Source organism: Streptomyces sp. NPDC045968 (genome assembly GCF_056430475.1).
Genome location: NZ_JBWKLF010000013.1, coordinates 1 through 13315, shown reverse-complemented (window position 1 = coordinate 13315; position 13315 = coordinate 1). Strand labels below are relative to the sequence as shown.

9 protein-coding genes are annotated in these 13315 nt (G+C 71.7%); 5 read left to right on the top strand and 4 right to left on the bottom strand.

The annotated features are described in order from the left end of the window. Positions 1 to 60 precede the first annotated feature (60 nt). The 3 genes from AC07FA_RS30710 to abc-f all read left to right on the top strand — a co-directional run bounded on the left by AC07FA_RS30710 (position 61) and on the right by abc-f (position 4456). Positions 61 to 1101, top strand: coding sequence for an NAD(P)-dependent alcohol dehydrogenase (locus AC07FA_RS30710; protein ID WP_479079587.1), 1041 nt, complete (start codon positions 61 to 63; stop codon positions 1099 to 1101). A gap of 190 nt (positions 1102 to 1291) precedes the next feature. Further along, positions 1292 to 2476, top strand: coding sequence for a glycoside hydrolase family 6 protein (locus AC07FA_RS30705; RefSeq protein WP_479079586.1), 1185 nt, complete (start codon positions 1292 to 1294; stop codon positions 2474 to 2476). A gap of 201 nt (positions 2477 to 2677) precedes the next feature. Continuing rightward, entirely contained in the window at positions 2678 to 4456 is a 1779-nt protein-coding gene (gene abc-f, locus AC07FA_RS30700; RefSeq protein ID WP_479079585.1) for a ribosomal protection-like ABC-F family protein, read from the top strand. Here abc-f and AC07FA_RS30695 read toward each other — a convergent pair. After that, on the bottom strand, positions 4423 to 4923 hold the full coding sequence (locus AC07FA_RS30695) for an NUDIX hydrolase (protein ID WP_479079584.1): 501 nt from the start codon (positions 4921 to 4923) through the stop codon (positions 4423 to 4425). The genes abc-f and AC07FA_RS30695 overlap by 34 nt on opposite strands. A gap of 193 nt (positions 4924 to 5116) precedes the next feature. On the opposite strand from AC07FA_RS30695, the gene AC07FA_RS30690 reads away from it, so the two are divergent. Further along, positions 5117 to 8605: a phosphodiester glycosidase family protein gene (locus tag AC07FA_RS30690; protein WP_479079583.1), complete on the top strand. Its 3489-nt coding sequence runs from the start codon at positions 5117 to 5119 to the stop codon at positions 8603 to 8605. A gap of 156 nt (positions 8606 to 8761) precedes the next feature. On the opposite strand, the gene AC07FA_RS30685 is transcribed toward AC07FA_RS30690, so the two are convergent. The 3 genes from AC07FA_RS30685 to dhaK are packed head-to-tail and all read right to left on the bottom strand — an operon-like array spanning position 8762 to position 10837. Next, entirely contained in the window at positions 8762 to 9166 is a 405-nt protein-coding gene (locus AC07FA_RS30685; RefSeq protein ID WP_479079669.1) for a PTS-dependent dihydroxyacetone kinase phosphotransferase subunit DhaM, read from the bottom strand. A 5-nt stretch (positions 9167 to 9171) separates the two neighbouring features. Continuing rightward, positions 9172 to 9798 carry a dihydroxyacetone kinase subunit DhaL gene (gene dhaL, locus AC07FA_RS30680; RefSeq protein ID WP_479079582.1) on the bottom strand — a complete coding sequence of 209 codons (627 nt, stop codon included), beginning with the start codon at positions 9796 to 9798 and terminating at the stop codon, positions 9172 to 9174. A gap of 46 nt (positions 9799 to 9844) precedes the next feature. Continuing rightward, positions 9845 to 10837 (bottom strand): dihydroxyacetone kinase subunit DhaK, encoded by a 993-nt coding sequence (gene dhaK, locus AC07FA_RS30675; protein WP_479079581.1) that lies wholly within the window; start codon positions 10835 to 10837, stop codon positions 9845 to 9847. Positions 10838 to 11477: 640 nt separating this feature from the next. Between dhaK and AC07FA_RS30670 the strand changes: the two genes are divergently transcribed. Continuing rightward, a complete protein-coding gene (locus AC07FA_RS30670; RefSeq protein WP_479079580.1) occupies positions 11478 to 12974 on the top strand; it encodes a beta-propeller fold lactonase family protein in 1497 nt (498 codons plus the stop codon). The last annotated feature ends 341 nt before the right edge of the window (positions 12975 to 13315 follow it).

Genomic DNA, 13315 nt, shown 5'->3' with positions numbered 1-13315 from the left:
AGTGGCGAACGGGAGCCGGGGGGCGAGTAATGAGATCAAGGAAAGATTGAGGAGAACCCCATGAAAGCCGTTCAGTACCGCACCGTCGGCGCGGCTCCCGAGGTCGTCACCGTGCCCGACCCGGAGCCGGGCCCCGGGCAGGTCCTGCTGAAGGTCACCGCGGCCGGTGTCTGTCACTCCGACATCGCCGTGATGAGCTGGACCGCCGACGAGCTCCCCTTCCCGCTGCCCCTCACTCTGGGCCACGAGGGAGTCGGCACCATCGCCGCCCTCGGCGACGGAGCCGGCGGATTCTCGGTCGGCGACCCGGTCGCCGTCTACGGCCCCTGGGGCTGCGGTACATGCGTGAACTGCGCCCAGGGCAAGGAGAACTACTGCCTGCGCGCCAAGGAACTCGGCATCGTCCCGCCCGGCCTCGGAGCCCCCGGCGCCATGGCCGAATACATGATCGTCGACAACCCGCGCCACCTGGTGCCGATCGGTGACCTCGACCCGGTGAAGACGGTCCCGCTCACCGACGCCGGTCTGACCCCGTACCACGCGATCAAGCGCTCCCTGCCCAAGCTGGTGCCCGGTGCCACGGCCGTCGTCATCGGCACCGGCGGCCTCGGTCACGTCGCGATCCAGCTGCTCCGCGCCATGACCGCCGTGCGCGTCATCGCCCTCGATGTCAGCGACGAGAAGCTCGCCCTGGCCAGGACGGTCGGCGCCCACGAGGCCGTCCTGTCCGACGAGCACGCCGCTGCCAAGGTGCTCGAACTGACCGGCGGAGCCGGTGCGCAGGTCGTACTCGACTTCGTCGGCGCACCGCCCACCGTGAAGACGGCGGGCGCGGTCGCCCAGGTCGACGGTGACGTCACCATCGTAGGAATCGGCGGCGGCCTGCTGCCGGTCGGCTTCGGCGTGCTGCCGTACGGTACGACGGTCACCGCGCCGTACTGGGGCTCGCGCAGGGAGCTGGCCGAAGTCCTCGACCTCGCCCACGCCGGGGCCGTCGACGTCCACGTCGAGACGTACTCGATCGACGAGGCCCCGCTGGCCTACGAGCGGCTGCACGCGGGCAGGATCAACGGCCGCGCCGTCATCCTTCCCAACGGCTGATCTTCTGGGAGTCCCGTGCTGTGCGGGCCGTCGCCTCCGGGTGACGGCCCGCAGCGTGGTTCCCGGGGTGCGCGCGGTCACCGCGTCACGCGATGCGGCCGCAGTCTTGACGCAGGCATGCCCCTCCGCGACCCTCGTGGGAGCGCTCCCGCACGTTCGCCCCGCACCCGCCGTGACAGAGGGATGACCCATGCGCAGCACAGCAACTCTGCTCAGAGCCATGCCGCTCGCCCTGGCCGCCGCCCTGCTGCTGGCCGTGCCGGCCGCCGGCGCCGATCCCTCCCCGGGCTCCGCCGCCCCGGGTACCGAGGACACCGGTACCCGCCTCTACACCCCGGCCGCCAACCCCGCCGCGTACCAGCAGGCACTCGCTCTCGCACGCGACGGTCATCTGCGCGACGCGGCGGGCATCCTGTCTATGGTCCGCACCCCGCACGCCGTCTGGTACGGCGACCAGAGTCCCGCCGAAGTCGAACGCGAGGCACACCGCGTGGTGCGGGACGCGGACCGGCAGCGCTCCGTGCCGGTCTTCGCCCTCTACAACGTCCCCGGCCGCGACTGCGCCAACTACTCGGGCGGCGGCGCCTCCACGACCGCCGAGTACCGGGCCTGGACGGACGCCGTCGCCCGCGGCATCGGACGCCACGACGCGATGATCGTCCTGGAACCCGACTCGCTCGCCCTGCTCCCCGCCGACTGCGGTCAGGACGACGCCGAGGGAACGAAGACCGCCGCCCGATACACCGAGATCAACTACGCGGTCGACGCGTTCGGGAGCCTCGCCCGCACCAAGGTCTACCTCGACACCGGCCACGCCGCCTGGCACTCGGTCAACAGCATCGTGCCGCGCCTCGTGGCGGGCGGCGTCGGAAGGGCCACCGGCTTCTACACCAACGCCTCCAACTACCAGACCGACGACGCCAACACCTGGTACGGCAAGCTCATCTCGTCCTGCCTCGCCTATGTGGAGAGCGGGGGCGCCGCCGCGGCCTGCCCCAACCAGTGGTGGCCGCGCGCCGACGCGCAGACCTGGCTGGACGCCAACGTCCGTACCGATCCCGCCCGGATGAAGCACTACGTCACGGACTCCAGCCGCAACGGCACCGGCCCCTGGACCCCGCCCGCCGGGAAGTACACCGACCCGCAGGACTGGTGCAACCCGCCGGACCGCGGCCTGGGCGCCCGCCCCACCACCCGTACGGCCGACCCGCTCCACGACGCCACCCTGTGGATCAAGACACCGGGGGAGTCGGACGGACTGTGCCTGCGCGGCACGGACGGCCCCGAGGACCCGGAACGCGGCACGATCGACCCGGCCGCGGGCGCGTGGTTCCCACAACAGGCGCTCGAACTGGTCAGGTTCGCCCAGCAGTGAGGCAGGCGGATACGATGGGTCTCATGGGTTCGCACTACTTCTTTCTCTGATTCCCGGCCAGGACACCGCCGCGCGACGCCGAGCGTCGCCCATCGAGCCGCTGGTTCATGAGGCGTGCCCCGTCCTTCCCGCCGTCCGGCATCCCCGCCCGCGGCGCGCTCCGCGTGCCGCCCGGGCCTTGTCATCCCAGGGAAAGAACCCATGTCACCCAAGCACCCCGCCGCGCCCGCGCGCCCCGCCGCCGTCGAGCACCCCACGCGCGACCGGGCCCAGCTGACCTTGAAGGACGTCTCCAAGCGGTACGGGGAGCGATCCGTCCTCGACCACGTGTCGCTCACCGTCCGCCCCGGCGAGAAGGCCGGTGTGATCGGTGAGAACGGCTCCGGGAAGTCCACCCTGCTCAGGCTGATCGCCGGGACGGAGACCCCGGACAGCGGGGAACTCGCCGTCCGGTTCCCCGGTTCCGTCGGCTACCTCGCCCAGACACTGCCCCAGACGCTCGGCCTCGGACCCCGTGACACCGTGCGGGACGCCGTGGACGTGGCGCTCGCCGAACTGCGCGAACTGGAACGCCGGATCAGCGCGGCCGAAGCCGCACTGGCCGCCCACGAGCCCTCGCCGGCGGAGCTCGAAGCGTACGGCGACCTGCTGACGGCGTACGAGCAGCGCGACGGATACCGGGCGGACGCCCGGGTCGACGCGGCCCTGCACGGTCTCGGCCTCGCCCGCCTCGGCCGCGACCGCACGCTCGGAACCCTCTCGGGCGGTGAGCAGTCCCGGCTGGCGCTGGCATGCGTCCTGGCCGCCGCCCCAGAGCTGCTGCTGCTCGACGAGCCCACCAACCACCTCGACGGCAAGGCCGTCGCCTGGCTGGAGGACCACCTCGGAGCCCACCGGGGGACCCTTGTCGTCATCACCCACGACCGGACGTTCCTGGAGCGGATCACCACCGTGATCCTGGAGGTCGACAGGGACCTGCGCGGAGTCTCCCGGTACGGGGACGGCTGGGCCGCCTACCGCACGGCGAAGGCCGCCGACCGTCGCCGCCGCGTGCAGGAACACCAGGAGTGGCTGGCCGAGGTCGCCCGTGCACAAGAGCTGGTCGGTGCGGCGGGGCGGCGGCTCGCCGGAACCGGGCACGACCCGGGGGAGGGCTGGGGCAAGCACCGCAGGTCCCACGAGGCCAAACTGTCCGGACAGGTCAGGGCGGCCAGGACCAGGCTCGGCGCACTGCTCGCCGCCCCTGTGCCCGCCCCGCCGAGGCCACTGGTCTTCACGGGTGAACCGGCCCTCGCCACGGACACGGAGCCGGACACTCATCCGCACACGGACCGGCCCGTCGGCTCCCGAGGTGCTCCGGAACCGGTCGCGGAGCTCGAATACGTCACGGTCGGCGACCGCCTCCACATCCCCTCTCTGCGGATCGCGGCGTCACAGCGGCTCCTGGTCACCGGCCCCAACGGCGCCGGCAAGACCACACTCCTGCGGGTACTCGCCGGGGATCTGGCGCCGGACACGGGCACGGTACGGCGCAGGGCCAGGATCGGCTACCTGCCGCAGGAGCTCCCCGCCAGGCTTACCCGCCGGTCCCTCCTCTCCACGTTCGCCGCGGGCCGTCCGGGACTGCCCGAGGAGTACGAGGAGGACCTGCTCGCCCTCGGGCTGTTCCGCCCCGAGGACCTGTTCGTCCCGGTGGCGGATCTCTCCGTCGGGCAGCAGCGCAGGCTCGCTCTCGCCCGGCTCGTTACCAGGCCCGCCGACCTGCTGGTCCTGGACGAGCCGACGAACCACATCGCGCTGACGCTCGTCGAGGAGCTGGAGACCGCGCTCGCCGCGTACCGGGGAGCCGTCGTCGTGGTCTCGCACGACCGCAGCTTCCGCGACCGGTTCACCGGCGACCGGCTCGAACTGCGGGCGGGACGGCCGGTCGCCTCACCCCTGGACGGCTACGCCGAAGGAGTGTCCTCGCCCCGCACATGACGGCGCAGCCGGTCGAGGAAGACGCGTTGGCCCACCACGAGGCGCTCCGCGGCCTCGGCCGGTGTGCACCAGGCGAAGCGGTCCATCTCGGGGAACTCCCGCTGTACGCCCGACCCGCGCGGCCACTCCATGGTGAACGTCCCCGGCGTGGCCAGGGCGGGGTCCACCTCGCCCTCCACCGCCCATACCGTCACCGTCTTGCCGCCGGCCTGCCGCACCTCACCGAGGGCTACCCACACCCCGTCAGGAACGGGCAGCCCCAGCTCCTCCACGAACTCCCGGCGGGCGGCGGCCTCCGGTTCCTCCCCGGCGGCGTACTCCCCTTTGGGCACCGACCAGGCCGCCGCCTCCCGGCCGGACCAGAACGGGCCACCCATATGGCCGAGCAGGACCTCCGTATCCGGCCCGTCCTGCGCGTCCACGACCCGGAAGAGGAGAAGACCCGCACTACGCTTGCCTGTCGACATGCCGTCAAGTCTGCAAGCCGGAACCGGTCGACGCCAGCCACGCCACTTCGGATGATCACGAAGGACACCCATCCGCCCCGAACTGTTTCCTCCGGTGTCCCCGCCGCCCTCTGGTGCGTCGCCCCGCGTACGGCCATGCTGTCCGCCGAGAGCGCTTACCGCCCGCGCAACGCGCGCCATCCCAGGAGGACTTGTGGGACTCAGCAGATCCGGCATCGTCGTGCGGTCGCTCGTGCTGCTCGTGACGGTGTCCGCGACGGTGGCAGGGGCGATCACCCCCGCGGCCGCCGACCAGAATCCCGACCCCCGCCCCTTCGGCGCCGCCGAGGTCCTGCGGCCCGTCGCTCCGCCGTCCGCGAGCAACGGGGCCGGCGCGACGTCCGTCGTGGACGGCGACGGCATCGAGACGGCGCGCAGCTCACGCCCGGTCGCCCCCGGCGTACGCCTCACCTCGTACGACCGTCTGGAGTCCGACAAGTGGCTGCGGGTCGACAGCCTCTCCGTCGACCTCGACGGCAGCGGGGTGCGCGCCGACTACCTCTCCACGGGCAAGGTCTCGGAGCGCCGTACGGTCTCCGAGCTCGCCGCCGCGTACGACCCCGGACGTGGCCGCCGGACCGTGGCCGCGATCAACGCGGACTTCTTCGACATCAACCAGACCGGCGCCCCGGAGGGACCGGGCGTCAAGGACGGTGTGGTGGTCCACTCCCCGGCCCCCGGCATCCACCGGGCCGTCGGCGTGGGGCCCGAGAACGCGGGCCGTGTCCTGGAGCTGTACTTCGAGGGCGCCCTCACCCTCCCGTCCGGCCGGCACCCGCTGACCGCGTACAACGCGGCGAACGTGCCGGCCGGGGGAGTGGGCGCCTACACCGCGGCGTGGGGAAGCGCCGACCGTGCGCTGACCGTCGATGCCGCGACGCCCGTCGCGGAGGCGGTGGTCCGGGACGGCGAAGTCGTCTCCGTGTCGTCCGCCCCGGGCAGCGGCCCCGTTCCCGAGGACACCACGGTCCTCGTCGGACGCGAGGCAGGCGCCTCCCTCCTGGCCGCGCTGGAACCCGGCGACCCGGTGTCCCTGGAATACCGGGCCCGCACCGACGGCGGAGCCGTACCGCGGACCGCCGTCGGAGGCCGCGAACTCCTCGTCGTGGACGGCGTCGCACAGAACCACGAGGGCGGCGGCAACAACACCGCCGCACCCCGGACCGCCGTGGGTTTCTCCAAGGACGGCCGCACGATGCAGGTGATCACCATCGATGGCAGGCAGGCCGACAGCGGAGGCGTCACCCTCACCGAACTCGCGACGATGATGCGGGACGCGGGCTCGTACAGCGCACTCAACCTCGACGGCGGCGGCTCCTCGACGCTCCTGGCACGCGAACCGGGAAGTGGCGCGCTGCGGGTGGAGAACAGCCCGTCCGACGGCAGCGAACGCACCGTTCCCAACGGCCTCGCCCTCACCGCGCCCGAGGGCAGCGGACGGCTCACCGGCTTCTGGGTGGAGACCCGCACCCCGGCAGGCGCCGCGCCCGGTGACGACCCCGTGAGAGGCGGCCACCCCGAGCGGGTCTTCCCCGGGCTGACGCGGCAGCTCACCGCGGACGGATACGACGAGACGTACGGCCCCGCCGCGGGCACCCCGCAATGGAACGCCGCCGCGTCCGCGGTCGGCAGGACCGACGGCGCCGGTCTCTTCACCGCCCGCCGCGGCGGAACCACCGAAGTCGTCGCCCGGCGTGGGACCGCCCGCGGCAGCATCCGGCTGACCGTCCTCGACCGGCTGGCCCGGATCCAGCCGACCACCCGGCGCGTCGGCCTCGCCGACGCGGACGCCGCCGGCACCTTCGGCATCGTCGGTCTCGACGCCCACGGCACGAGCGCCCCCGTCGAACCGCGTGACGTCACCCTCGACTACGACCACGCCCTGTTCGACGTCCGCGACAACGGCCAGGGCGGCTTCACCGTCACCTCCCGCACCGGGAGCGGCGCCGGACAGATCCGGGCGACCGTGGCGGGCACCACCACCGCCCTCGCCGTGAGTGTCGGCCTCACCGAACAGGCCGTGTCCTCCTTCGACGACGCCGCGTCGTGGAAGTTCAGTCAGGCCCGTGCGAGCGGTTCCCTCGCCGCGACGCCCGAGGGCCGCACCGGCACCGGCCTCAAGCTCACCTACGACTTCACCCGGTCGACGGCCACCCGCGCCGCCTACGCCGCCCCGCCCCAGCCGGTCGACGTGCCCGGGCAGCCGCAGTCGTACACGCTGTGGATCAAGGGCGACGGCCACGGCGCCTGGCCGACGCTGCACCTCAAGGACGCCGCGGGATCGGACCAGTTGCTGCGCGGACCGTTCCTCACCTGGACGGGATGGCGGCAGGTCACCTTCGCCGTCCCGGCGGGCGCCGCGATGCCCCTGAGGGTGTTCCGCTTCTATCTCGCCGAGACGGCGGCGGCCCGGCAGTACACCGGTGAGGTCATCATCGACGACCTGGCCGCCCAGGTGCCGCCCACGGTCGATCTCCCGGAACAGCCCGTCGTCCAGGACCCGTTGATCGATCCCGCCGCGGTGACCGAGGGCAGGGACTGGCAGTTCGCCGTGATGTCGGACGCCCAGTTCGTCGCCCGCGAACCCGACAGCGCGATCGTCGCCCAGGCCCGCCGCACCCTGCGCGAGATCAAGGCGGCGGCGCCCGACTTCCTCGTCATCAACGGGGACCTGGTCGACGAAGGGTCACCCGCCGACCTCGCCTTCGCCCGGCGGATACTGACCGAGGAGCTCGGGGACTCACTGCCCTGGTACTACGTACCGGGGAACCACGAGGTGATGGGCGGGAAGATCGACAACTTCGTCGGCGAATTCGGCCCCGCCCACCGGACCTTCGATCACAAGGGCACCCGGATCATCACGCTGGACACCTCCAGCCTGAGCCTGCGGGGAGGCGGCTTCGCCCAGATCAAGCAGCTGCGCCAACAGCTCGACGCCGCCGCGCAGGACGCAGGGATCGGCTCCATCATGCTTGTCGAGCACGTCCCGCCGCGTGACCCGACCGTGCAGAAGGGCAGCCAGCTGGGGGACCGCAAGGAGGCCGCCCTCGTCGAACGGTGGCTCGCGGACTTCCGCCGTACGACCGGCAAGGGGGCGGCCCTCATCGGCAGCCACGTCGGGGTGTTCCACGCCTCGCACGTCGACGGAGTGCCGTATCTGATCAACGGCAACGCGGGCAAGGCACCGGCGGGCCCGGCGGACGAGGGCGGCTTCACCGGCTGGTCCCTCATCGGCGCGGACCACGTCACGCCGGAGGAACAGGACACGGCCCGCCGACGGCCGTGGCTGGGCGCCCCCGACTGGATCTCGGCCCAGACCCGCGCCCACGTCGACGACCTCGCACTCGACGCCCCGTCAGCCCTCGCGCCGGGCGGGAGCGCCCAGGTCACCGCGACGGTCACCCAGGGCACGCGGGGAGTGCCGGTGGCCTTCCCGCTCAGCGCGGACTGGACGGCCTCCCCGAACGTCCACATCGGCCCGGAGTCCGGGGCCCGCCCCCGTCACACAGCGGTGTTCGACCCCGCTACAGGCACCCTCACGGCACTGCGCCCGGGAACGGTGACGCTGGCGGTGACGGTCAACGGCACGACAAGCCGGGCGGCCGTCCGCATCACCGCCGAGGAGGCCGCCTCGGCAGCATGACGGCAGGGCGCCGGGCAGCGGGCCGGGAGGGGGACCAGCTCACCAGGGACCGCGTCCCGCCAAGGCCGCAGAGGCGAAGCACCCCGGCGGCCGGCCCCGGTCCCTTGGGCAGCGCGCCCCGAGGGCTGCCATCGCTCCCGGGGCCGCGCCCGGCCCCTACACCTTCCGGTAGTCGTACGCCTCCGTGGCCGCCGCCTCCACCGCTGCCAGGTCACCGCCTGCCGATGCGGTGACCACGGCGGCCACCGCGCCCTCGACGAACGGTGCGTCGATCAGGCGGGCCCCTTCGGGCAGTTCGTCCCCCTCGGCGAGCATGGCCTTCACCGTGAGCACCGCGCTCCCCAGGTCGACCAGTACCGCTACTCCGGCTCCGCCGTCGACCGACCGTGCGGCCTCGGCGATCAGGTCCGCGCTCGTCCCGAGGCCACCGCCGGGTGTGCCGCCCGCGGCGGCCACGGGAGCGGTCGCCCCGCCCGCCGCGAGACCTCGCGCCAGCTCGGCGACCGACTCGGCCACCGGCCCGCTGTGCGAGACCAGAACGATCCCGACCTGTTTCTCCACCGCACTCACGAGCTGCTCCCGTCGTCCCCGCGCGTGGCATCCGCCTCGGCCAGAGCCGCGACGAGCAGGGCCGACGACGTCGCTCCCGGATCCTGATGACCGATGCTCCGCTCACCCAGATAGCTCGCCCGCCCCTTGCGTGCCTGGAGCGGAACGGTGGCGAGCGCGCCCGCCTCCGCCGCCTCGCGCGCGGCGGCGAACGACACGCTCAGCGCGCCGACCGCGGGCAACAGCGCGTCGAGCATCGTCTTGTCACCGGCCTGCGCGCCGCCCAGCTGGCCCACCGCCATCACGCCCGCCCCGAACGCTTCGGCCAGCTGTTCCCTCGTCACCTCGACCGCCTCGTCGCCCAGAGTCTTGCCCGTACGCCGCAGCAGCGTCCCGTACAGCGGTCCGGACGCTCCGCCCACCGTCGAGATCAACTGCCGTCCGGCAAGGGTCAGTACGGACCCCGGGGTCTGCGGGGCGTCCTTCTCCAGGAGCGCCGTCACGGCGGCGAACCCGCGTTGCAGATTAGTGCCGTGGTCGGCGTCACCGATCGCCGAGTCGAGGTCGGTCAGCCGGCTCGCCTCACGGTCGACAGCAGCCGCGGTGGCGGCCATCCAGCGGCGGAAGAACTCGGTGTCGAGCACATCATCTCCTTGTCCGGCAAGCGTGGTTTATGGGCGGAAGCGCGGTTCAGCGGCCCCATCGCAGTGCGGGCGTCTGCACCGGCGCGTCCCAGAGCCGCAGCATCTCTTCGTCCACCTGGCAGAGCGTCACCGAACAGCCGGCCATGTCGAGCGAGGTCACATAGTTCCCCACGAGGGTACGAGCGACGACCACGCGCCGCTCGGTGAGGACGCGCTGCACCTCGGCATTGAACCCGTACAGCTCCAGCAGGGGCGTCGCACCCATCCCGTTGACCAGCGCGATCACCGGACCGTTGGGCCGGAGGTCCTCCAGTACGGCGTTCACGGCGAAGTCCGCGATCTCCCCGGAGGTCATCATCGGACGCCGTTCCCGTCCCGGCTCCCCGTGGATCCCGATCCCCAACTCCAGTTCCCCCGACGGCAGATCGAAGGTCGGGCTGCCCTTGGCCGGTGTCGTCACTGCGCTGAGAGCCACCCCGAAGCTCCGGGACGACTCGTTCACCCGCCGCGCGATCGCTGCCACCTGTTCCAAGGGCGCACCCTCCTCGGCGAGGGCTCCGGCGATCTTCTCGACGAACAGGGTGGCCCCCGTACCCCGGCGTCCCGCCGTGAACGAGCTGTCGACCACTGCCACGTCGTCGTCGACGAGTACCTGGGCCACCCGCACGCCCTCGTCCTCGGCGAGTTCCGCCGCCATCGTGAAGTTGAGCACGTCGCCGGTGTAGTTCTTGACGACGAACAGCACCCCGGCCCCACTGTCCACCGCTACCGCGGCCCGCACCATCTGATCCGGCACGGGTGACGTGAACACCTCGCCGGCGCACGCGGCGGACAGCATCCCGGGCCCGACGAACCCGGCATGCAACGGCTCGTGCCCGGACCCTCCGCCGGACACGAGCCCCACCTGGCCGGCCACGGGCGCATCACGGCGCACCACCAGACGGCCCTCGACGTCGACGGTCAGATCGGGGTGGGCGGCGGCCACGCCGCGCAGCGCATCGGCGACTACGGTCTCGGGGACATTGATGAGCATTCTCAACGGTATCTCCCAGCAAGGCTATCGGAGGGGGACCTGACCAGGGTTTTCGCAGGTCAGATACGACGGCGCGGCTTGTTGATCTTGGCGGTCCGTGACCCTCAAAGACGTGTTCTGGCGGGACTGATGCTGACTCAATGCTGACTCTACTGACGGATCGTCACTGAACGGAGCAGGCGTGGACGGTGGCTGGTCGCATGCGACGGGACGGTTTGCGTACGTCCCGTGCATCCTGACGACCGATCGCTGGGAGTGCAACGGGCCGCTGCTGGAGGGCCCAGGTGGCGTGGGTGATTCATGGGCCGCCAGTGGCGCGGTCTGTTCAGTCGCCGGTACGCCCGGTTCTCTCCATGGGACTGCAGAGTCCGCCCTCGGCTCGACCACTCTGGGCGACGAGCGTCGTGAGGTGCTACGCAACCAGGTCTATCGGTAGTTCCGGTGGTACTCCTTCCACGCGGCGCGCGGTTTGTCCCCTGCCGCTGGATTTGGTGTCCAACCTTCTGCACAGACTTGCTGACGAGCCTTCCGCAGGGTTCCGGAACCTTTCTTAATGTGTGCAGCCGCCGGAATGGTTCGGAGGCAACACTCGCCTGAGGTGGAAACAGCTGTGAGTCCATTCAATAAATCCGTCACTGTCGGCCGGATGAATGCGAAGGCCCCCCGTCGCTCGTCCCGCGCCGTGATCGCCGCATCGGCGGTGGCCGCGCTCGCGGCCACCAGTTGGCTCGCCCCGGCCACCGCCATGGGAGCGCCTTCCGCCGGGACGGCGGCGTTGGACGCGACGACCACGTCGCTCACCGGCCAGGCCGCACCGGGACGCTTCCTGCTCGTCGGCGGGACCAGCTCCGGCCAGGTGGGCGTCTTCGGCGTCGCCCGTGACGGTGCGCTGTCCAAGGTGTCGGGTTCGCCGTTCGCCGCGGACTCGGGCTTCGCCGTCGTGGTCTCGCCCGACGGCAAGAAGGCGTACGTCGCCAGCCTGTCGAAGCAGTGGGTCAAGGGATACACGATCGGCTCCAACGGTGCGCTGACCGCCATTCCCGGAGCTGTCGCCCAGTACGACGCGGCCGTCGTGGGCATCGCCTTCTCGCCCGACGGTACGCGGCTCTACGCGACGGTCGGTGGCCAGGAGAGCGGCACCGTGCGCACCATCTCGGTCGCGCCGAACGGTGTGCTGACGCCGATCGGACGCCCGGCCACGATCCCGGGGACGAGCTACCTCAGCCAGCCCGTGGTCGCCCCGGACGGCCGCACCGTGTACGCGACCAGTTTCGTCTCGCACACGGTGACCGCCTTCAAGATCGGCACCGACGGCACCCCCGTCCAGTTGGGCGAGCCCCTCGCCACCGGAACCGGTCCCGCCCTGCCCGCCGTCACCCCCGACGGGCGCTTCCTGTACGCGACCAACGAGCAGAGTGCCAACACCTCCGGCTTCGCGATCGCGGCCGACGGCTCGCTCACCCCGACGCCCAACTCCCCGTACCCGACCGGCAGCATGCCGCACGGCGCGGCCGCCACCCCCGACTCGAAGCGCCTGTACCTCCCCGAGGCGGGCAGCGGCGCGATGTCCGGGTTCTCCATTGCCGACGACGGGGAGCTGACTCCGCTGCCCGGTTCCCCCTATGCGGGTCCGGCCAACAGCATGCCCGGTCGCGTCGTGCTCAGCCCGGACGCGCGGCGACTCTTCCTGATCGACGTCCTGGGGCTCAGCCCGACCGCGAAGGTGCACAGCTACGCGGTCGACCGTGAGGACGGGAGCCTGGCCAGGACACTGCACCCGGCGACGGACTCCGGCGTGTTCTTCGCCGACGGCCCGTCCAGTGTGATGACCCCCAACCAGGGACCGACGGCGAGAATCAAGACCGTCTACAGCAACGCTCAGACGGGCGTCTTCTCCGCGACGGGGTCCACCGACTCCGACGGCTCGGTCGTCCGCTACGAATGGGACTTCGGCGACGGTACGACCGCCACCACGACGACCCCCGAGACCACTCACACGTTCGTCCAGACCGGCGCCCGGACCGTCACCGTCACCGTCGTCGACGACGAGGGCTGCTCGGACGACCGTGTCTTCAACGGCCAGGTCGTGACCTGTAACGGTGGAGCGAAGGGCAGCGCCTCCACGGAACTCACCATCGGCTGACGAAGGTCACCCCGACCGCAGGCGGTTGCCGCGGAATGAAAGCCGGGGGCACCGATCGGAGCCCACGACATTCGGCCGCCCATAAATGACTCTGTTCCCCCGTCATGCAGCGACGGGGGAACAGAGTGCTTTTCGGACGGGCCATTCCCGGCCCCTCCGCATTATTGGCTCAGGTGGTGAGGTGGGTGGTGTAGAAGGTGTTGAGTTTGGTGATGGCGGGGGTGACGTGGGTGTCCTGGTCGTAGATTCGTGGGCCTTGGTGATGGCTTCGGTGCTGAAGTAGGCGGTGTCGGCGCGGGAGCCGATGATCATGAGGATGGGGCGGGGGGAGATGAGTTCGA

Bases quoted from the DNA above. Each gene is read 5' to 3' on its own strand.
- abc-f (WP_479079585.1), top strand. From the start codon at position 2,678: ATGTCACCCAAGCACCCCGCCGCGCCCGCGCGCCCCGCCGCCGTCGAG.
- AC07FA_RS30670 (WP_479079580.1), top strand. From the start codon at position 11,478: ATGAATGCGAAGGCCCCCCGTCGCTCGTCCCGCGCCGTGATCGCCGCA.
- AC07FA_RS30705 (WP_479079586.1), top strand. From the start codon at position 1,292: ATGCGCAGCACAGCAACTCTGCTCAGAGCCATGCCGCTCGCCCTGGCC.
- AC07FA_RS30710 (WP_479079587.1), top strand. From the start codon at position 61: ATGAAAGCCGTTCAGTACCGCACCGTCGGCGCGGCTCCCGAGGTCGTC.
- AC07FA_RS30695 (WP_479079584.1), bottom strand. From the start codon at position 4,923: ATGTCGACAGGCAAGCGTAGTGCGGGTCTTCTCCTCTTCCGGGTCGTG.